A 19,865-nucleotide genomic window follows, 5' to 3' on the forward strand; every position below is an offset into this window, starting at 1 on the left:
CATGATGCCGCACCGGACGGACCCCCTCCGGGTCGGCGACCGGCCATTCCCGGGGGAGTGTGTCAGCCGGTCCCCGGCTGCCATCCCTGCAGTACCGCCGTGAACTGCTTGCGCGTCTTCGCCCAGCTCTCGGCCGGCGAGGACATGTAGATGGCGTACTCGACGCCGTCCCGGGCCAGGTACGTCTCCTCGATCGCGCGACGCGGCCCGGGGAACGGCGTGTCCTTGGGCTGCGCGGTCCACGTGTACTCCCACAGGGAGCCGTCGCGGTCGCGGTAGAGGTTCTTCTCCAGCGTCACCCGCTTGTAGTCGACCAGCCCCCGGATCTGCTCCTCCAGGTCGAGCTGATGGGCGTACGGGGCGCCGAAGTCCGGCGATCCGTCGACGGCGATGCGGACGAAGTGCTCGCCGCCGTCGGGTGAGTAGTCGATCTGCTCGATGCCGTCCTCCTTGCTGTAGACCGACCGCTTCCAGCCCTTGGGCAGAGAGAGGCTGAACCCCGCGGGATCGTCGACGGGGACCCAGGTGTCCGGACCGGAAGCTGTCGCACCGGTGCCGGTGTCCGGGGGGCTCGGCGAGGCGGACGCCCCGGCGTCGGCCGCCTGCCGGCGCCCCTCGTCCCACTGCTGCATCCACACCGCCGTACCTCCGCCGATGATCGCGGCGAGAGCGACGACAAGGGCGAGGGTGCGCAGCCGGCGGCGCCTGGGCGGGGCCGACGGCGCGGCGGCGGCATGGTGCGCCGGTCCGCCGACGGGTGTCACACCGGTCGCACCCGTCGCAGGGGGATACGGCGTCCCGGTGACCGGCGTGCTCGCCCCACCTTGCCCACCGCTGTGCGTGCCATGGCGCGCGCTGTCGGACCCCCCACCGCGCGTCCCGCCATACCCACCGACACCCGCTCCGGTCTGGGGCCCCGTCCCGTACGGGGACCCGGAACCGACCCCGACCTGCCGCGTCGCCACGTACGCCTGCGCCGCGCTCGGCCGCCGCCCCTCCGCCGCCTCGGCGAGCATCTGCTCGGCCTCGGCCACGTCGGGCCGCAGGGCGGGTTCCTTGTGCAGCAGGGCGGCGATGACCGGCCCGAGCGGGCCGGCGTGCCGCGGCTCGGCGGGTTCCTCGTCGACGACGGCCTGCATGGTGGTCAGGGGCGTGGTGCGGCGGAACGGCGACCTGCCCTCGACCGCCGTGTACAGCGTGGCGCCGAGCGCCCACAGGTCGGAGGAGGCCCCCGGGTCGTGGCCGCGGATCCGCTCGGGGGCGAGGTAGTCGACCGAGCCGACGATCTCTCCGGTACGGGTGATGGCGGTGTCGCCCTCCACCTGGGCGATGCCGAAGTCGGTGAGCAGGACGCGGCCGTCGCGGCCGAGCAGGACGTTGCCGGGCTTCACGTCGCGGTGCAGGACACCGGCCGAGTGGGCGGCGCGCAGCGCGCGCAGCACCCAGAGTCCGATGCGGGCGGCCTCCGTCGGCTCCACCCGCCCCTGTTCCTTGACCGCGTCGGCCAGCGAGTGGCCCTCGACCAGCTCCATCACGATCCACGGCCGGCCGTCGTGGTCGAGCACGTCGTGCACGGTGACGACGGCGGAGTGGTTGATCCGGGCGGCCGCGCGCGCCTCCGCCCGGGTGCGGGCGAGGAGGACCGTCCGGTCACTTTCGGACACGTAGAGCGCGGCGGTCAGCTCCTTGATCGCGACGGCCCGGTGCAGCACCTCGTCGTGGGCACGCCAGACCCGGCCCATGCCGCCCTTGCCTATCGGGTCGGCGAGCCGGTAGCGCCCGGCGACGAGCTGGCCCTGCATCTGATTCACGTTGCCCCGCAATGCTCTTGACAGGGTCAGAGTAAAGACCCGCCCGCACCGAAAGGAACCAGGGGAGCCTCAAGGAGACCGCACTGTGACGGTTGTCGCTTCGAGAGGCGAAAGTAAACCAACGAGTAGTCGGATGCGTCCGCCAGCTGCCGTCTCCGGCATCTGCGGCCCGGCATTCAGCCGGTGGTCTGGTAGGTCTGCGCCGCCTGCTCGTACAACCGCGTGACCTCGTCCCGCTCCGCCTCTGGGCCGCGTACCTGCACCACGTGGTACTTACCGTCGACCAGCAGCGCCAGGTTGCGCACGAACAGCTCGCGCCCGTCGTCGCCGGTCCAGGTGAACTGCCCCTCGGCCATGGTCCGACCGCCCACCTGGATCGTCTTCAGCCCGGTCGCGGTGGCCCAGCTGGAGTCGCGGTACGGCTGCAACTCGGGCTCCTTCTCCCGCTGGTACACCATGGGATCGCTGCCGTCCTCGGCCGCGCTGTCCCGCCCCGGTACGACGATCAGCTCGAAGTTCCCGTGCGTGTAGACGACTTGCCCGCGCCCGTTCCGCGCCGTGCGCTCCCAGCCGTCGGCCACGGCGACCCGGAAGCCCTCCGTGTCCTTGCGCAGGGTGAAGCCGTCGGCGACCTCGGGGCCCTCGGTCTGTGGCTCGGTGGAACCCGCGGACGTCGAGGGACTGCTCTGCGGTGAGCCGGGCGAGGTCTGGTCGGGCCGCGGCTCGCTGCTCGCCTCCGGGGACTGCTCGGGCGCTCGGCTCACCTCACCGGCGGCTCCGGTCCGGTCCCCGGCGCCCTGGTCTTCCGGGTCGGCCTTCGGCATGAAGAACATGGCGTACGCGATCGCCCCGGCCAGCACGAGCAGGATCAGCACCAGCAGGGTCCGCCCGAGACTCCTCGGCGAACTCGCCTGCTCCCGCGCCCGCTTGTGCCGCCCGTGCGCACTCGTCGCCGGCAGCCCGGCCCGCCGCCTGCGCACCAGCTCGCCCCGACGGCGTACGACGGGCAGCCGGCTCGTGTCGGCGGGCGGCGCGGCGACGACGTGCGCCCCGGCCTCCGGCTCGGGCGCCGAACGGACCAGCGAGCGCAGCCAGCCGCGCAGTTCCTCGAAGTCCAGCCGCTCCGTCGGGTCCTGCCGCAGCAGCGACTCGACCACCGGCCTGAGCGGCCCGCACTCCTCGGCGAACGCGGGCGGCTCCGCACACACCAACTGCACCAGCTCGGCCGTCGACTCCTCCGGGTACGGCGCATGCCCCTGTACCGCCCTGAACAGCAACGCCCCGAGCGCCCACAGGTCGGTCTGCGGCCCGATCGGCGCCGCCAACTGCCAGTTCTCGTGCACCGGCCCGGCCTGCTCGGGCGCCCACCGCTCCGTCACCGGCCCCACCACGGCCATCCGCGCCTGCCGGGCCCGCTCGGCGGCCAACGCGGTGGTCGGCCCCCGCCGCACGGGCGCCCCCGCGGCCAGGTCGTCCCACCGGCCGGTGGGCGCACCAGAGGCGCCGGGAAGGGCGGGCGCGGAGGAGCCGTGAGCACCCGGGCCCGCGACACCGGCGCCCGACGGGACCGGAACACCGGCCGCGGTCGCGCCACGCCCCGCCGACGGGACACCCCCGCCGGGCGACGCGGTGACCCCACCGACCCCACCCCGGGGCGCGGCCCCATGCCAGGACGCGGGACGCACGCCATAGGGGTCGGCGATCTGCCCCGGGGCAACGCCCCCGGGCGTCTCCCGCCCACCGTTCGCAGAGGGGTACGGCGCACGCCCACCCGGCCCGCCGGGATACGGCGACTGCGCCGACCCGTTCCCAGCGGGGTACGGCAACTGCCCGTCCTGCACTCCGGGATACGGCGCCCGCTGCCCACCGTTCCCCGTGCCAGGCGGCAACTGTCCCTCACGCGCGCCGGGATACGCCGACTGCTGCCCGCCCCCCGGGCCGGAGTACGGCGCCTGCGCCGCCCCGTTCCCGGTGGGGTACGGCATCCGCCCACCCTGAGCACCGGGATACGGCGCCTGCTGCCCACCGTTCGCCGTGGCAGGCGGCAACTGTGCCGCCCCGTTCGCGTGTGCGCCCGGGTCGCCCTCGGGCGCGGGGCGGGCCCCGGGCAGTGCCGCCCGCCCGCTCTGCTGCGCCTCCTGGACCCGGGCCGCGGCCCGCGCTCCCGCGCGATACGCGGCGATCGCCCCGGCGCGCGCCGCCCTGACGTCCGCGCCACCGTCGACGTCCCTCCGGGCAACCGCGGCCGAGGCTCCCGCGCCGTTCGCGCTCTCCGGCTCCACCCCGGCAGCCGGAAGCCCCCCGGCCTCCCGCGCCTCGATGGCGGCCCGCCGAGCAGCCTCGGGATCAGCCCCACCGAGGCCACCACTGCCACCGGCACCTCGGGGACCACCGGCCCCGACCGGCACGGCGCCACCGACGCCACGACCACCACCGGGCCCGACGGGCGCACCGGCGCCACCAACTCCACGCAGACCAGGGGCACTTACGCCGCCACCAGGCCCGCCTAAGCCGCCGTCTCCTCCAGCGGCCCCGGCACGACCAGCGCGTCCACTTCCCTCCGCGCCCCCAGGCCCACCAGGCCCCCCGGCCCCAGGCCCGTCACCGAACTCGCCGCCCTCACCGCCCCCGGCGCCCCATTCCGCCCCTTCGGCCGGCACCGGGTCGTACCCACACAGCGCTTCCTCGGCCGCGCCGACCGCGAGGCCGGTCAGCATCACGCGGCCGTCGTCGCAGACGAGCACCGTGCGGGCGGTGATGTTCCGGTGCACCCAGCCGTGCGCGTGCAGTACCCGCAGCGCCATGAGGACGTCGGAGGCGACCTCCGCCGCCCGGTACGGCGTGAGCGGCTTCTCCGCGAGCAGCGCCGCCAGCGGCCGCGCGGGCACCAACTCACTGACTATCCACAGCGAACCACCGTCGGCGAACACGTCGAAGACCTGGTCGAGCCGGGGATGGTCGGGAATCCGGGCCGCGGACTGCGCGGCCTCGACGGCCCGCCGTACGGCCGGATCCGTGGGTCGCCGCGCCGCGGCACCCGCCGGGGCCCGCCGCGCTCCACGGTCCCGCAGCCCCTGCGGATCGCGCGCCGTGAATCCCTCCGGCAGCCCCTCCGCGTCGAGCACCTCCGCCTCGACGACCTCGGGCAACGGAACCTGCCTGACCAGGACTTCCTGCCCGCTGTAGGTGTCGAAGGCCCGGCTCTCGGTGAGTTCGTACTCGTCGGAGGGCGGCAGCGGCAGGCGGTAGCGGTCGGCGAGTACCCGTCCCGCATAGTCGTCCACGTTGCCTCCCCCGGCCGCCCGGTTGGTCAATTCCGTTCGCCTCGCGGCCCGTTCCGCCTACTTTCCTGGCTGCGTACGGTCCGCAAGCACTCACGATACGTGCCGGAGGCAACTCACCAAGAGGGGATTCCAGATCTCACGCCGCAAACAAGAAACCGAACAAGATGTCGATCACACCTCACGCGGCCTCACGACTTCGGTGCGAACGTGTCGGCCAGCGTCTTCCATGTGCCCTCACGCAGCGCGCTGTCCCACTCCGCGTCCTTCGCGGTGTACATCAGCGCGTACCCGAGTTGGTCGTTGACGACGAACCCCCGGTCGATCGTCCGGTACGTCGTCCCGCTCTCCGAGTAGGTGAACTCCCAGTCAGCCGTGTTCCAGCCGCGGTAGTCCACCTTCTCTATTCGGATCCTCTTGTACTGAGAGCGCGTCATGTACCGCTCCTGGCTCTCCCAGTCCGCCACCGGGTCACCCTTCGGCGTGGACGTCCAGGCCACGAGCAGCTTCTGCCCGTCCGGCCCGGTGAAACGGTCCCCCGCCGACCCCGTCGACTGGAACTTCCACCCGGCGGGCAGCCCGATCGAATACCCCTGGCTTCCCTTGTGCGTCGTCTTCGCCGCGTTGCCGTCACCGGAACCGGAGGAGCCCTCGCCCGAACCACTGCCTCCGGACGCACTCGCGTCGGCGCTCGGCGTGTTCGCGGACCCGGCCGCCGCGGACTCGGTGGCCGAGCCGTCGGTACGCGTACCGCTCTTCTCGTCCTCCTTGGTGTCGGCACTCGCGCTCGTACTGGCCGACGCCTTGCCGCCACCGCCCGCGGCCCCGTCGGAGCTCCCGTCGTCACCGAACGTGAGGGCCAGTACGGTGCCGATCACCGCGAGCACCACGACCACCGCGATGACGACCAGCGTCCGCCGCGGCACCACATCGGTGAGCGGCGCCCTCGGCACGGGCCTCGGCGGCAGATCCGGCGGCGTCATCACGGGCCACCCGGAGCTACGCCCACCCGTCGAGGCGTTGGCACCCGCGCCACCGGCGGCAGCACTCGCATCCTGAGCACTCCGGTCACGAGGACCGGGCACCCCACCGGAGGCCGATCCCGAGCCGGAGCCCGAACCGGCACCCGCCGCCCCGCTCGACGCGGGCTTCCCCGAGGAGCCGGCCCCCTCGGGGACCGACGCGCCCTTACCGCCACCCGCACCGGAGTCCGCCGTACGGCCACCGGCCCCGGCCCCGGCACCCGACGTACCGCCACCGGACCCCGAGACAGCGCGCCCGCTGCCCTCCGAACCCGAAGCGGCCGTGTCGGCACCGGACTTGGTCCGGGAAGCGGCAGCGGAGGAGGCCACGGCACCCGCCGCCCCGGCGGCCTTCCGCACGGAACGCAAGGCCCCGCGGAACCGCTCGCCCGCCTCCTCGCCCCGCTTGCCCCGGTCCGCCCGCTCCTCGGGCTGCGGGGGCAGCGGCACGACCTTCGTCGCGTCCTGAGCCTGCTCCGGCTCGGCCGCCTTCGGCTCGGGCGCGTGGATCACGGCACTGAGCATCGCTCGCGCGCCGTCGTCGTCGAGCCGCTTGGCGGGGTCCTTGTTGAGCAGGCCGTAGATGACGTCCTTCAGCGGCCCCGCGTTCTTCGGCTCCTCCAGCGGCTCGGTCATCACCGCGGTCAGCGTCGCGATCGCCGACCCCTTGTCGTACGGCGGTGCACCCTCGACCGACGCGTACAGCAGACCGCCCAGCGACCACAGGTCGGCCGCCGGTCCCGGCTTGTGCCCGCGGGCCCGCTCCGGGGAGATGTAGGAGGGCGCGCCGACGAGCATGCCGGTCGAGGTGATGGACGGGTCGCCCTCGACCTGGGCGATGCCGAAGTCGGTGAGCACGACCCGGCCGTCCTCGGAGATCAGCACGTTGGACGGCTTCACGTCACGGTGCAGGATGCCCTCGCGGTGCGCGGACCGCAGCACGTCGAGGATCGCCAGGCCGACCTCCGCCGCCCGCCTGGGCTCCAGCAGGCCGTCTTCGCGGATGACCTCGGCGAGCGACTTGCCCTCGACGAGCTCCATCACGATCCACGGCCGGTCGTCCTCGTCGACGACGTCGAAGACCGTCACCGCGCTGTTGTTGCGGATCCGCGCGATGGCCTTGGCCTCGCGCAGCGTGCGGGTGATCAGCCGCCGCTTCTCGTCCTCGTCGATGTTGGACGGGAACCGCAGCTCCTTGACGGCGACCGTCCGGCCCAGGGTCTCGTCCTCGGCACGCCACACCGTGCCCATGCCACCGCGGCCGAGCACACCTCCCAGCCGGTACCGCCCGGCGAGAAGACGCCCGCTGTTGTCCTGACGAGTGTCTTGACGGGATGTGCCCGCCCGCTCCGCCTCCGACATGCGTCCCCTCATGCAACCCGCCCTGACAGAGCCTCCATTGTCCCTCACCCGACAAGTGCCCGACGCCCAGGGTGCCCCTGACAGGACCTTTGGCCCTCCACACGGGGTCCGGTGAAGCCGCCGGTCCGCCGCCCTGCATGATGGGCCCCGACAAGGGAGGAGCCGCGCGATGCCACCGCTTCGGACGCTGTCGGCCGTGCCCGTGTGCCTGGCGCTCCTCGCCCTGGCCCCCGCCGCCTCCTCGGCACCGCCGATCCCTCCCACGGATACGGTCCTTCCGCTACTGGTCACGCGCGGTGGCGCCCCCGCCGCGGCCCTGCTGGCCCGCGAGGAGACCGGCACCCGCTACGTCCACAGCGGTCCGGGCATCGCCCGCGACGACCACTTCCGCGCCGGCAGCATCACGAAGACCCTCATCGCGACGGTCGTCCTGCAACTGGCCGCCGAAGACCGGCTGAAACTGTCCGACACCGTGGAGCAGCACCTGCCCGGCCTGGTGCGGGGAGCGGGCAACGACGGCCGCGCGCTGACCCTGCGCGCCCTGCTCACCCACACCAGCGGCCTGTACGACTTCACCGCGGACACCAGCGGCGTCGTCCCCGTCGCCCCTCTTCAAGCGGTACGCATCGCGCTCACCCACCCCCCGGCCGAACCCGGCCGCTACTCCTACTCGAACACCAACTACGTTCTGCTCGGCCTGGTCGTCGAGCAGGTCACCGGCCACTCGTACGCCACCGAGGCCGAGCGCCGCATCATCGCTCCGCTGGGTCTGACGGGCACCTCCTTCCCCGGCTCCCGCACGACTCTCCCCTCCCCGCACGGCCGCGCCTTCGCCGCCGACGGAACCGACGTCACCGAACTCGACCCGCGGGTGGCCGGCGCCGCGGGCGAGCTGGTGACCACGCTCGCCGACCTGGACCGCTTCTACGCAGCCCTGCTCGGCGGACGGCTCCTGCCCCCGCGCTGGCTGCGCGAGATGCTCGACACCCGCACCGCACACGGCTCGTACGGCATGGGCCTGTTTCCAGTGAAGCTGCCGTGCGGCACCACGGTGTGGGGGCACAACGGCCGCATCACCGGCAGCTACGTGCGCACCGCGGCCACGGTCGGCGGCCGTCGCGTCCTCACCTTCCGCGTGAACACGACGGCGGTGGCAGATCCCGGTCTCGAACCCCGGCTGCTCACTGCCGAGTTCTGCCCCCGCACCTCGTAGAACGGCCGGGTTCCGAACGAAGATCCCGGTCCGCGACACTCGTTCGAGTGACGCTCGACCACCGACCACCGACCACCGACCACCGACCACCGACCACCGACCACCGACCATCCGCAACCCGCAACCCGCAACCCGCAACTAACGCGCAGCCACCGAGGCGGCGGTGACGGATCCGGGGCCGGGCGACGGCGGTGGTGGCTGAGCGGCGACGGAGGTGGCCGAACGTCGGCCGGTAGGCCCCGCCACCCCGAACGCCCTACAGCGGCACGATGTCCGGCGCCCCCAGCCGCGCCGCGTCCGCCGTCAGGTCGTCCGGCTGGCGCTGCGACTCCCGCTCCGCCTCCACCCGCTTCTCGTAGTGCTGGACCTCGCGCTCGATCTGGTCCTTGTCCCAGCCGAGCACCGGCGCCATCAGCTCGGCGGCCTCGCGGGCGGTGCGGGTGCCCCGGTCGAAGGTCTCGATGGAGATGCGGGTGCGCCGGGTCAGGACGTCGTCCAGGTGCCGCGCACCCTCGTGCGAGGCGGCGTACACGATCTCGGCACGCAGATAGGTGTCGGCCGTGTGGAGGGGGTCGCCGAGCGAGGTGTCCGAGGCGATGAGGTCAAGGACCTCCTCCGCCATCGCGCCGTACCGGTTCAGCAGATGCTCCACGCGCACCACATGGAGGCCCGTCCGCGCGGCGATCCGCGCCCGCGCGTTCCACAGCGCCCGGTAGCCCTCGGCGCCGAGCAGCGGGACGTCCTCCGTCACGCACTCGGCGACCCGCATGTCGAGTCCGTGCACCGCCTCGTCCACGGCGTCCTTGGCCATCACCCGGTACGTCGTGTACTTGCCGCCGGCCACCACGACGAGCCCGGGCGCCGGGTGCGCCACGGTGTGCTCGCGCGACAGCTTGCTGGTGGCGTCCGACTCGCCTGCCAGCAGGGGCCTGAGACCGGCGTACACACCCTGGACGTCGTCCCTGGTCAGCGGCACCGAGAGCACCGAGTTGACATGCTCGAGGAGGTAGTCGATGTCGGCGCTGGACGCGGCCGGGTGCGCCTTGTCGAGGTCCCAGCCGGTGTCCGTCGTGCCGATGATCCAGTGGCGGCCCCACGGGATGACGAACAGGACGGACTTCTCGGTGCGCAGGATCAGGCCGCTCGAGGAGTTGATCCGGTCCTTGGGCACGACCAGGTGGATGCCCTTGGACGCCCGGACGTGGAACTGACCGCGCTCCCCCACCATCGCCTGGGTGTCGTCGGTCCACACACCGGTGGCGTTCACGATCTGCTTGGCGCGGACCTCGTACTCCCCTCCCGCCTCGACGTCCTGTACCCGGGCGCCGACCACGCGCTCGCCCTCGCGCAGGAAGCCGGTCACGCGCGCGCGGTTGGCGGCCTTCGCGCCGTACGCCGCCGCCGTACGCACCAGGGTCGCCACGAAGCGGGCGTCGTCCATCTGCGCGTCGTAGTACTGCAAGGCGCCGACCAGCGCGTCCTTCTTCAAGGCGGGCGCGACGCGCAACGCGTGACGGCGGCTCAGGTGCCGGTGCAGGGGCAGGCCCCGCCCGTGTCCGCGAGCCATCGACATGGCGTCGTAGAGGGCGACGCCCGACCCGGCGTACAACCGCTCCCACCCCTTGTGCTGCAGCGGGTACAGGAACGGCACAGGCTTCACCAGGTGCGGCGCGAGCCGCTCCAGCAGCAGACCGCGCTCCTTCAGCGCCTCACGGACGAGGGCGAAGTCGAGCATCTCCAGATAGCGCAGGCCGCCGTGGACCAGCTTGCTGGACCTGCTCGACGTGCCCGACGCCCAGTCACGCGCCTCGACCAGGCCCACGGACAGGCCCCGGGTCACCGCATCGAGCGTGGTGCCCGCGCCGACCACTCCCGCGCCCACCACCAGCACGTCCAGCTCGCGCTCGGCCATTGATGCGAGTGACTCGGCGCGTTGCGCCGGGCCCAGTGTCGCTGTCCTCACCGCTGCCTCCCGCTGTCGGTCGTGCCGGTTCACCCCGGAGGAGTGGCCCGGTTCGTATCCCCCATGCCCAAATTCTGACCGGCTTGCCCGACTTCAGCCACCAGTGGCCCCAGCCTGTGGACAACTTTCACGACCTGCGGAAGAACGCTCACGGACCCACAGGAAGACACACGTGATAAATCCCGCGCATCGGTCATATTTACTCCTAGTCTGACATTGCGCTCGCCCATCCTGTCCACAGGGCTTGCACACCTGTCCCGCTTCGGCTACTGGGAAGGACGGTCCACGCCATGCCCGCAGATCTCGCCGTCATCGGACTCGGCCCCTACGGACTGCCCCTGGCCCAGGCCGCCGTCGCCGCCGGCATCCCCACGCTCGGTTACCGCACCGGCCCCGAGCCGGGCTCCCTCAGCCCCGCCGAAGTCCGCCGGATGCTCGCGGAGGGCTTCCGGCCGACCACCTCCCCGGCCGAACTCGGCCGGGTGCGCACCGCGGTCATCTGCGCCCCCACCCCACGGGGCGCGGACGGCGGACTCGACCTCGGCCAGGTGGAGGCGGCCGCCCGCACCCTGGCCGCACACCTGCGCCCGCACACCACGGTCATCCTGGAGTCCCCCGTCCACCCGGGCACCACGGAGGACTTCCTGCGTCCCCTTCTCGAAGAGGGCTCCGGGCTGCGCGCGGGCCGCGACTTCCACCTCGCCTACTCCCCCAGCCGTGTCGACCCCGGCAACCGCGACTTCACCCCCGCCAACACCCCGAAGGTGATCGGCGGCCTCACCCCCGCCTGCACCGAGTCCGCCGCCGCCTTCTACGGCCGTCTCACCGACAAGGTGGTACGCGCGCGTGGACCCCGCGAAGCGGAGACCGTGCAGCTCCTGGAGACCAACTACCGGCACGTCAACATCGCCCTCGTCAACGAAATGGCCGTCCTGTGCCACGACTTGGGCGTCGACTTCTGGGACGTCATCCGCTGCGCGGAGACCAAGCCGTTCGGCTTCCAGGCATTCCGCCCCGGCCCCGGCGTCGGCGGTCACGCCGTGCCCCAGGACCTGACCGGCAGCGCCTCCGGCCGCACCCTGCGCATGGTGGAACTCGCCCAGCAGGTCAACAGCCAGATGCCGCGTTACGTCATCCAGCGCGCCGCCACCGTCCTCAACGAGCACGGCAAGTCGGCCCGCGGCGCCCGCGTCCTCCTCCTCGGCGTCACCTACAAGCCCGACCTCGCCGACCAGCAGTCCACTCCCGCCCAGGAGATCGCGGTCCGGCTGATGGAGCTGGGCGCCTCGGTCAGCTACCACGACCCGCACGTCCCGTCCTGGAGCGTCCTGGACCGCCCGGTCCCGCGCGCCGACTCGCTCTACGAGGCCGCCGCGGACGCCGATCTGACGATCCTGCTGCAGCAGCACCGCACCTACGACCTCCAGGGGCTGTCGGTGAAGGCCCAGTTGCTGCTGGACACGCGAGGGGCGACGCCGACCGGGGCGGCCCACCGCATCTGAGGGCGAATTTCCGGGTGAACCGGGCAGGGGTGCCTGCTACTCTTCGGCGACTCGTCGCACATGCGTGCGCGAATCCGTCGCATGTTCACATGCGCACCACACCGCTCGTTCACCGGTCCCGCGAGGGACATGGGGGGATCTCTGTCATGACCCAGTCAACGCCACCGCCTCAGCAGCCCACCGAGGGCAACCCGTACGCCCAGCAGCCGGGCGCCATCCCGCCTCCGCCGGTGCCGTTCGCCCCGGCGCCGCCCGCCCCGGCCCGCGGCAATGTCGCCCTCGGCCTGGTCGTCGCCGTCGTCGCGGCCCTGGTCACCGCCGGCATCTACGGCGCCATCGTCGGCGCCACCGAGTACGAGATCGGCTACGCGGCCGTCGGCGTCGGCTTCCTCATCGGCCTCGCCGCGGGCAAGATCGGCGGCTCCCACCCGGCGCTGCCCGTGGTGAGCGCGATCCTGTCCCTCGGGGCCGTCTACGCGGGCCAGCTCATCGGCATCGCGATGATCGGCGCCGACGCCAGCGGCCTGTCCGTGACGGAGATCTTCACGGACCACTTCGACCTGGTGACCAAGAGCTGGAGCGAGGAGGCCGACGTGCTGACCTTCGTGTTCCTCGGCATCGGCGCGTTCGCCGCGTTCTCCGGCGCCAAGAAGGCCGCCGCGTAACGACGTACCCGGTACGCACCCGCCGCGTACCCGCAAGGGGCCGCCCACCTGATGGTGGGCGGCCCCTTCACGTCGTGCCGACTAGCGCCGGTGCACGGAGTCCGCCACCGTCACCTCGACGCGCTGGAACTCCTTCAGCTCGCTGTACCCGGTCGTGGCCATCGCCCGCCGCAGCGCCCCGAAGAAGTTCATCGAGCCGTCCGGTGTGTGGGACGGGCCGGCGAGGACCTCCTCGATGGTGCCGACCGTGCCGAGGTCGACCTTCTTGCCGCGCGGCAGCTCCTCGTTCACCGCCTCCATGCCCCAGTGGTGGCCCCTGCCCGGCGCGTCCGTGGCGCGGGCCAGCGGGGAACCCATCATCACCGCGTCGGCGCCGCAGGCGATCGCCTTGGGCAGGTCGCCGGACCAGCCGACGCCGCCGTCGGCGATCACGTGCACGTACCGGCCGCCGGACTCGTCCATGTAGTCACGGCGGGCAGCCGCCACGTCGGCGACCGCGGTCGCCATCGGGACCTGGATGCCGAGCACGTTGCGCGTGGTGTGCGCCGCGCCGCCGCCGAAGCCCACCAGGACGCCGGCCGCACCGGTGCGCATCAGGTGCAGGGCCGCGGTGTACGTGGCGCAGCCGCCGACGATCACCGGGACGTCGAGCTCGTAGATGAACTGCTTCAGGTTCAGCGGCTCGTGCGAACCGGAGACGTGTTCCGCGGAGACCGTCGTGCCGCGGATGACGAAGATGTCCACGCCCGCGTCCACGACCACCTTGGAGAACTCCGCGGTGCGCTGCGGGGAGAGCGCCGCCGCGGTGACCACGCCCGAGTCGCGCACCTCCTTGAGGCGCTGCCCGATCAGCTCCTCCTTGATGGGGGCGGCGTAGATCTCCTGGAGGCGGCGGGTCGCGGCCTCGACCGGCAGGCCGACGATCTCGTCCAGCAGCGGCTGGGGGTCCTCGTGCCGCGTCCACAGGCCCTCGAGGTTCAGCACGCCGAGGCCGCCGAGCTCACCGATACGGATCGCGGTGGCCGGGGAGACGACCGAGTCCATGGGGGCGGCCAGGAAGGGCAGCTCGAATCGGTAGGCGTCGATCTGCCAGGCGATCGAGACCTCCTTCGGGTCCCGCGTACGGCGGCTGGGGACGACGGCGATGTCGTCGAAGGCGTACGCCCGGCGGCCGCGCTTGCCGCGCCCGATCTCGATCTCAGTCACGTGTGTGGCCTTTCCCTGATGCGTTTCAGCGTCTTCCAGTATCGCCGACAGGTACGACAAGGGCGGCCCCGGATGCCCCGGAGCCGCCCTCGGCCTGCCTCACGCGCGCGTGCGGGTCACTTGCTGCGGCTGTAGTTGGGTGCCTCGACCGTCATCTGGATGTCGTGCGGGTGGCTCTCCTTGAGGCCCGCCGAGGTGATCCGGACGAACCGGCCGTTGTCCTGGAGCTCGGGGACGGTCCTGCCGCCGACGTAGAACATCGACTGGCGCAGGCCGCCGACCAGCTGGTGGACCACCGAGGAGAGCGGGCCGCGGTAGGGCACCTGGCCCTCGATGCCCTCGGGGACGAGCTGCTCGTCGGAGGCGACGCCCTCCTGGAAGTAGCGGTCCTTGGAGAAGGACTTGCGGTCGCCGCGGGACTGCATGGCGCCGAGCGACCCCATGCCGCGGTACGACTTGAACTGCTTGCCGTTGATGAACATCAGCTCGCCCGGCGACTCCTCGCAGCCCGCGAGCAGCGAGCCCAGCATCACCGTGTCGGCACCCGCGACCAGGGCCTTGGCGATGTCGCCGGAGTACTGCAGGCCGCCGTCGCCGATGACCGGGACGCCGGCCTCCTTGGCGGCCAGCGCCGCCTCGTAGATGGCGGTGACCTGCGGGACGCCGATGCCGGCGACGACACGGGTCGTACAGATGGAGCCGGGGCCGACGCCGACCTTGATGCCGTCGACACCGGCGTCGATGAGCGCCTTGGCGCCGTCACGGGTGGCGATGTTGCCGCCGATGACGTCGACGCCCGCCGAGTTCGACTTGATCTTGGCGACCATGTCGCCGACCAGCCGGGAGTGGCCGTGCGCGGTGTCGACGACGATGAAGTCGGCGCCCGCCTCGATCAGGGCCTGGGCGCGCTCGAAGGCGTCACCGGCCACGCCGACCGCGGCGCCGACCAGCAGACGGCCCTCGCCGTCCTTCGCGGCGTTCGGGTACTTCTCCGCCTTCACGAAGTCCTTGACCGTGATCAGGCCCTTGAGGATGCCGCCGTCGTCGACCAGCGGAAGCTTCTCGATCTTGTGCTTGCGCAGCAGCTCCATGGCCTCGACACCGGAGATGCCGACCTTGCCGGTGACCAGCGGCATCGGCGTCATGACCTCGCGCACCCGGCGCGCACGGTCGGTCTCGAAGGCCATGTCGCGGTTGGTGACGATGCCGAGCAGCTTCTTGTTGCCGTCGGTCACCGGGACACCGCTGATGCGGAACTTGGCGCACAGCGCGTCGGCCTCGCCGAGCGTGGCGTCCGGGTGGATCGTGATCGGGTCGGCCACCATGCCGGACTCGGAGCGCTTCACCAGGTCGACCTGATTGGCCTGGTCCTCGATGGAGAGGTTGCGGTGCAGAACGCCGACGCCGCCCTGGCGGGCCATCGCGATCGCCATGCGCGACTCGGTGACCTTGTCCATGGCGGCGGACAGGAGCGGGATGTTGACCCGCACGTTCTTGGAGACGTACGAGGCGGTGTCGATCTCGTCGGGTGCCATGTCCGACGGGCCCGGCAGCAGCAGCACGTCGTCGTACGTCAGCCCGAGGGTCGCGAATTTTCCGGGCACTCCGTCGACGTTGGCAGTCATGACACCTTCCCCAAATGGCCTTGCTCGGTGCGGATGTCCATGCTAACGGGAAGCTCAGCTCCCGAATTCCACGGTTCCGGATGACTCCGGGCTTCGTATGTTCGTACGGAATCCCGCGGACGCCTGTTCACATCCGGCGCAAGCCTGGTCATCCGGGGCTGCACCCCGGCGGGCCCTACTGCTCGGCCAGCGCCCGCAGCCTGCTCAGTGCCCGGTGCTGGGCCACCCGGACCGCTCCGGGTGACATTCCCAACATCTGGCCGGTCTCCTCGGCCGTGAGGCCCACCGCGATGCGCAGCAGCAACAGCTCCCGCTGGTTCTCGGGGAGGTTGGCCAGGAGTTTCTTGGCCCATTCGGCGTCGCTGCTGAGCAGCGCCCGCTCCTCGGGGCCCAGTGAGTCGTCGGGCCGCTCGGGCATCTCGTCCGAGGGGACCGCCGTAGAACCGGGGTGACGCATCGCCGCCCGTTGCAGGTCGGCGACCTTGTGCGCGGCGATGGCGAAGACGAACGCCTCGAAGGGGCGGCCGGTGTCCTTGTAGCGAGGCAGGGCGAGGAGGACCGCCACGCAGACCTCCTGGGCCAGGTCCTCGACGAAGTGCCGGGCGTCGCCGGGAAGGCGGGACAGACGGGTGCGGCAGTAGCGCAGGGCCAGGGGGTGGACGTGGGCGAGCAGGTCGTGCGTGGCCTGCTCGTCCCCGTCGACGGCACGATGCACGAGCCCGCCGATCGCCCCTGGGGCAGTGCCCGCCTCGTCGTCGCGCATCGGTCCATGGTGCCTTGGCGGAATCCGATGCGTGGCATCGCCCTGGTCGTTGTGCACCGAAGCGTTATGAGCAGGTGCGCCGGAACTCATCCCTTGCGCCCTCCCCTCCCGCTCGATCGACTCGTCCCCGAGGAACTCCACACCTCAAGGATGCGGCATCCGCGGCGAAACGAGCAGCGGGCACCCGGAGGGCCCCTTCGCGACCCCCGCCCACCATGAGGCAGGCGGGGGTGTCCGTACCCCCGCTACGACACACCAGGCCCTGCTCAGCGCACCAGGCCCCAGCGGAAACCGAGCGCCACGGCGTGCGCGCGGTCCGATGCGCCGAGTTTCTTGAACAGTCGCCGGGCGTGGGTCTTGACGGTGTCCTCCGAGAGGAACAGCTCGCGGCCGATCTCGGCGTTCGAGCGACCGTGGCTCATGCCTTCGAGGACCTGGATCTCGCGCGCGGTGAGCGTCGGCGCGGCGCCCATCTCGGCGGAGCGCAGCCGGCGCGGGGCCAGCCGCCAGGTCGGGTCCGCGAGGGCCTGCGTGACGGTGGCGCGCAGTTCGGCGCGCGAGGCGTCCTTGTGCAGGTAGCCGCGGGCACCGGCGGCGACGGCGAGCGCCACGCCGTCGAGGTCCTCGGCGACGGTGAGCATGATGATGCGCGCACCGGGGTCGGCGGACAGCAGCCGCCGGACGGTCTCGACGCCGCCCAGACCGGGCATGCGTACGTCCATCAGAATCAGGTCCGAGCGGTCGGCACCCCAGCGGCGGAGGACTTCCTCGCCGTTGGCCGCCGTCGTCACGCGCTCGACACCGGGCACGGTCGCGACCGCGCGGCGGAGCGCCTCTCGGGCAAGCGGGGAGTCGTCGCAGACGAGGACGGATGTCATGACCGTCCTCCGCAGCTGATGCACGTCACCTTGAGCCTCCAGGCTGGTACGAAATCGTCACCTGTGCGGTCGACCGTCTCGGACGCCTGCCCGAGCTCTTGTTGTTTCAACCGCCTCCGCACTCTCAACGACGGTCACTCGAAAGAGTTACGGGGCCGTGTGCCATCTTCGGCACTCTACGTGAGGGCGCGGACACGGTGCAGACATGCGCGGGGGACCCACAACGTTTCATCACAACCCATGCCCCATTCAGACCCTTTTCTTCCCATTTCCTAGTGTCTGAGGCTAGATTCGCAATGAGTCATATTTTCATCTCCTTAGATCGTAGATGTACGGTTGTGGACACCGTATCCGCCCAGAACGGCTACAAGGGGTCACGCAATGGCAGATTTCTCCCGCCTTCCCGGACCGAACGCTGACCTGTGGGACTGGCAGCTCCTGGCCGCCTGCCGAGGGGTGGACAGCTCGCTCTTCTTCCATCCGGAGGGTGAGCGCGGTGCGGCCCGGAGTGCTCGCGAGAACTCGGCCAAGGAGGTCTGCATGAGGTGCCCGGTCCGCGCGCAGTGCGCGGCGCACGCGCTGGCGGTGAGAGAGCCGTACGGCGTCTGGGGCGGGCTGACCGAGGACGAGCGCGAGGAGCTCATGGGGCGGGCACGCCACCGGCTGGTGTCGGCGGCGGCCGGGGACGGCCCTTCGAGCGACTGAACAACCGAAAGACCGCACAACTGAAGGAACGTTTCTTCGAGATGGGCACGCGCAGGCGTGCCCCTGCTTTTTCCCCGAGGCATCTCCTCGGGTGCGCGCGTCAGCGTTCCGCGGCGCGCGTCAGCTGGTCCAACGTCGCCGCCACCGCCGGCACCTGAGCCAGGTCGGGCAGCGTGAGCGCGACGATCTCCCGCCGGACCGCCGGTTCCAGCGTCACCGTGCGCGCGCCCCGCGGCCGTACGGACTCGACGGCGAGCTGGGGCAGGACGGCGACGCCGAGACCAGCGCCCACCAGGCCGACGACCGCCGGATAGTCGTCGGTCGCGAAGTCGATGCGGGGCGTGAAGCCGGCGCTCTCGCACACCTCGACGAGCTGACCGCGGCAGCGCGGGCAGCCGGCGATCCAGGGCTCCCCGGCGAGCTCGCCGATGGCCACGGACTCCGCGCGCGCGAGCCGGTGCCGTTCGGGTACGAGGGCGACGAGCCGGTCGGTCAGCAGCGGACGTACGACGAGGTCGTCCCACTCCTCGGCGCCGGCCGCCCCCTCGTACCGGAAGGCGAGCGCCAGGTCGCAGTCGCCCTCGCGCAACAGGGCGACGGACTGCGGCGGTTCGGCCTCCTCCAGGGAGACCCGGGTGCCGGGGTGTTCCGCGCGCAGGGCCGCGAGCGCCGTCGGTACGAGGGTGGAGCTGCCGCTGGGGAAGGAGACGAGCCGGACCCGTCCGGCGCGCAGGCCCGCGATGGCGGCGACTTCCTCCTCGGCCGCGGTGAGCCCGGCGAGGATTCCGGCGGCGTGCCGCACCAGCGCCTCGCCGGCCTGGGTCAGCCTCATCTCGCGTCCGCTGCGGATGAGCAGGGGCGTGCCGACGGACGCCTCCAGCGCTTTCATCTGCTGACTGATGGCGGGCTGGGTACAGCCCAGTTCGCGCCCCGCCGCCGAGAAGGAGCCGGTGGCGGCGACGGCGCGCAGCACGCGGAGATGACGGGCCTCGATCACCCCACGAGCATAAGCCGACCTTAGGGCTCTGGGAGAAAACTCCGTCGACACTTTGGGGCGCGGTCACCTACCGTGCGCTGATGAAGCTTCTCTCGGTGAATCTGGGCCGCGCGAAGGCCGTGCCGTACACGGACCAGCCGGAAGGCCTGACCGGCATCGACAAAAAGCCGACCGGTGCGCCGGTGAAGGTGACGCCACCCGGGCCCAAGGGGATCGGGGCGAGTGGGCTCGCCGGGGACACGGTGTGCGACACCCGGCACCACGGCGGCGACGACCAGGCCGTGTACGCCGTGGCCCGCGAGGACCTGGACGACTGGGAGCGGGAACTGGGGCGCACGCTGGCCAACGGCGCCTTCGGCGAGAACCTCACGACGCAGGGCATCGACGTCTCCGGCGCGCTGATCGGCGAGCGCTGGCGTGTCGGGTCCGAGGTCGTGCTGGAAGTCAGCAGTGGGCGGATCCCCTGCTTCACCTTCCAGGGACACATGGGTGAGCAGCGGTGGGTGAAGCGCTTCACGCAGAAGGGAGCGTCGGGTGCGTATCTGCGGGTGATCGTGCCGGGCGAGATCCGGACCGGGGACCCGGTCGAGATCATCCACCGGCCCGACCACGACGTGACGGTGGCCCTGGTGTTCCGGGCGATCACCACCGAGCGGCACCTGCAGCCGCGGCTGCAGGTGGCGGGGGAGGCGCTGCACTCGGAGGTGCGGGAGTGGGCGCGGGAGTACGTCGAGAAGCAGGCGCAGCAGACGAAGCAGTCGAGGGAGTCGCAGCACGAGAAGCACGGAGCCTGACGGGCGCTCACGGGGCTGCCGTCCGCCGGGCCTTACGCACCGGCAGGCGGGCCCTGTGCGGAGAGCGGACGCGCACAG

Annotated in this window: 14 protein-coding genes; 5 read left to right on the plus strand and 9 right to left on the minus strand. The window is 72.0% G+C overall.

Annotated features, from left to right (window positions below; genetic code table 11):
* Nucleotides 1–62 precede the first annotated feature (62 nt).
* The 3 genes from ACWBNA_RS13780 to ACWBNA_RS13790 all read right to left on the minus strand — a co-directional run bounded on the left by ACWBNA_RS13780 (nt 63) and on the right by ACWBNA_RS13790 (nt 7,476).
* Nucleotides 63–1,802, minus strand: coding sequence for a serine/threonine-protein kinase (locus ACWBNA_RS13780; protein WP_482704633.1), 1,740 nt, complete (start codon nt 1,800–1,802; stop codon nt 63–65).
* A gap of 185 nt (nt 1,803–1,987) precedes the next feature.
* Complete coding sequence (locus ACWBNA_RS13785) at nt 1,988–5,095, minus strand: protein kinase (protein ID WP_482704634.1); 3,108 nt, start codon at nt 5,093–5,095, stop codon at nt 1,988–1,990.
* Between the two features lie 188 nt (nt 5,096–5,283).
* Entirely contained in the window at nt 5,284–7,476 is a 2,193-nt protein-coding gene (locus ACWBNA_RS13790; RefSeq protein WP_482704635.1) for a serine/threonine-protein kinase, read from the minus strand.
* Between the two features lie 169 nt (nt 7,477–7,645).
* Here ACWBNA_RS13790 and ACWBNA_RS13795 point away from each other — a divergent pair, with 169 nt between their 5' ends.
* Complete coding sequence (locus ACWBNA_RS13795) at nt 7,646–8,689, plus strand: serine hydrolase domain-containing protein (RefSeq protein ID WP_482704636.1); 1,044 nt, start codon at nt 7,646–7,648, stop codon at nt 8,687–8,689.
* A gap of 256 nt (nt 8,690–8,945) precedes the next feature.
* Here ACWBNA_RS13795 and ACWBNA_RS13800 read toward each other — a convergent pair whose 3' ends face one another.
* A complete protein-coding gene (locus ACWBNA_RS13800; protein WP_482704637.1) occupies nt 8,946–10,652 on the minus strand; it encodes a glycerol-3-phosphate dehydrogenase/oxidase in 1,707 nt (568 codons plus the stop codon).
* A gap of 290 nt (nt 10,653–10,942) precedes the next feature.
* Between ACWBNA_RS13800 and ACWBNA_RS13805 the strand changes: the two genes are divergently transcribed.
* On the plus strand, nt 10,943–12,154 hold the full coding sequence (locus ACWBNA_RS13805) for a nucleotide sugar dehydrogenase (protein ID WP_482704638.1): 1,212 nt from the start codon (nt 10,943–10,945) through the stop codon (nt 12,152–12,154).
* 146 nt (nt 12,155–12,300) lie between these two features.
* Nucleotides 12,301–12,819, plus strand: coding sequence for a hypothetical protein (locus ACWBNA_RS13810; protein WP_482704639.1), 519 nt, complete (start codon nt 12,301–12,303; stop codon nt 12,817–12,819).
* 81 nt (nt 12,820–12,900) lie between these two features.
* On the opposite strand, the gene ACWBNA_RS13815 is transcribed toward ACWBNA_RS13810, so the two are convergent.
* The 4 genes from ACWBNA_RS13815 to ACWBNA_RS13830 form a co-directional block, all read right to left on the minus strand.
* Complete coding sequence (locus tag ACWBNA_RS13815) at nt 12,901–14,025, minus strand: GuaB3 family IMP dehydrogenase-related protein (protein ID WP_286064119.1); 1,125 nt, start codon at nt 14,023–14,025, stop codon at nt 12,901–12,903.
* A gap of 116 nt (nt 14,026–14,141) precedes the next feature.
* On the minus strand, nt 14,142–15,650 hold the full coding sequence (gene guaB, locus ACWBNA_RS13820) for an IMP dehydrogenase (protein ID WP_482704640.1): 1,509 nt from the start codon (nt 15,648–15,650) through the stop codon (nt 14,142–14,144).
* Between the two features lie 175 nt (nt 15,651–15,825).
* Complete coding sequence (locus tag ACWBNA_RS13825; RefSeq protein WP_286064117.1) at nt 15,826–16,413, minus strand: sigma-70 family RNA polymerase sigma factor; 588 nt, start codon at nt 16,411–16,413, stop codon at nt 15,826–15,828.
* A gap of 266 nt (nt 16,414–16,679) precedes the next feature.
* The gene (locus ACWBNA_RS13830) at nt 16,680–17,291 is read right to left on the minus strand and encodes a response regulator transcription factor (protein WP_003948568.1); all 612 of its coding nucleotides are present in this window, start codon (nt 17,289–17,291) and stop codon (nt 16,680–16,682) included.
* A gap of 381 nt (nt 17,292–17,672) precedes the next feature.
* Here ACWBNA_RS13830 and ACWBNA_RS13835 point away from each other — a divergent pair, with 381 nt between their 5' ends.
* Nucleotides 17,673–17,996: a WhiB family transcriptional regulator gene (locus tag ACWBNA_RS13835; protein ID WP_482704641.1), complete on the plus strand. Its 324-nt coding sequence runs from the start codon at nt 17,673–17,675 to the stop codon at nt 17,994–17,996.
* A 100-nt stretch (nt 17,997–18,096) separates the two neighbouring features.
* On the opposite strand, the gene ACWBNA_RS13840 is transcribed toward ACWBNA_RS13835, so the two are convergent.
* Nucleotides 18,097–18,993, minus strand: coding sequence for a LysR family transcriptional regulator (locus ACWBNA_RS13840; RefSeq protein WP_482704642.1), 897 nt, complete (start codon nt 18,991–18,993; stop codon nt 18,097–18,099).
* Nucleotides 18,994–19,073: 80 nt separating this feature from the next.
* On the opposite strand from ACWBNA_RS13840, the gene ACWBNA_RS13845 reads away from it, so the two are divergent.
* On the plus strand, nt 19,074–19,787 hold the full coding sequence (locus ACWBNA_RS13845) for an MOSC domain-containing protein (protein WP_482704643.1): 714 nt from the start codon (nt 19,074–19,076) through the stop codon (nt 19,785–19,787).
* The last annotated feature ends 78 nt before the right edge of the window (nt 19,788–19,865 follow it).

Source organism: Streptomyces sp. Q2 (genome assembly GCF_056820935.1).

What these genes read in the sequence shown, in the direction of transcription:
- ACWBNA_RS13780 (WP_482704633.1), bottom strand. Translation starts at nt 1,802, where the DNA reads ATGCAGGGCCAGCTCGTCGCCGGGCGCTACCGGCTCGCCGACCCGATA.
- guaB (WP_482704640.1), bottom strand. Translation starts at nt 15,650, where the DNA reads ATGACTGCCAACGTCGACGGAGTGCCCGGAAAATTCGCGACCCTCGGG.
- ACWBNA_RS13825 (WP_286064117.1), bottom strand. Translation starts at nt 16,413, where the DNA reads ATGCGCGACGACGAGGCGGGCACTGCCCCAGGGGCGATCGGCGGGCTC.
- ACWBNA_RS13810 (WP_482704639.1), top strand. Translation starts at nt 12,301, where the DNA reads ATGACCCAGTCAACGCCACCGCCTCAGCAGCCCACCGAGGGCAACCCG.
- ACWBNA_RS13830 (WP_003948568.1), bottom strand. Translation starts at nt 17,291, where the DNA reads ATGACATCCGTCCTCGTCTGCGACGACTCCCCGCTTGCCCGAGAGGCG.
- ACWBNA_RS13790 (WP_482704635.1), bottom strand. Translation starts at nt 7,476, where the DNA reads ATGTCGGAGGCGGAGCGGGCGGGCACATCCCGTCAAGACACTCGTCAG.
- ACWBNA_RS13795 (WP_482704636.1), top strand. Translation starts at nt 7,646, where the DNA reads ATGCCACCGCTTCGGACGCTGTCGGCCGTGCCCGTGTGCCTGGCGCTC.
- ACWBNA_RS13805 (WP_482704638.1), top strand. Translation starts at nt 10,943, where the DNA reads ATGCCCGCAGATCTCGCCGTCATCGGACTCGGCCCCTACGGACTGCCC.
- ACWBNA_RS13845 (WP_482704643.1), top strand. Translation starts at nt 19,074, where the DNA reads ATGAAGCTTCTCTCGGTGAATCTGGGCCGCGCGAAGGCCGTGCCGTAC.
- ACWBNA_RS13835 (WP_482704641.1), top strand. Translation starts at nt 17,673, where the DNA reads ATGGCAGATTTCTCCCGCCTTCCCGGACCGAACGCTGACCTGTGGGAC.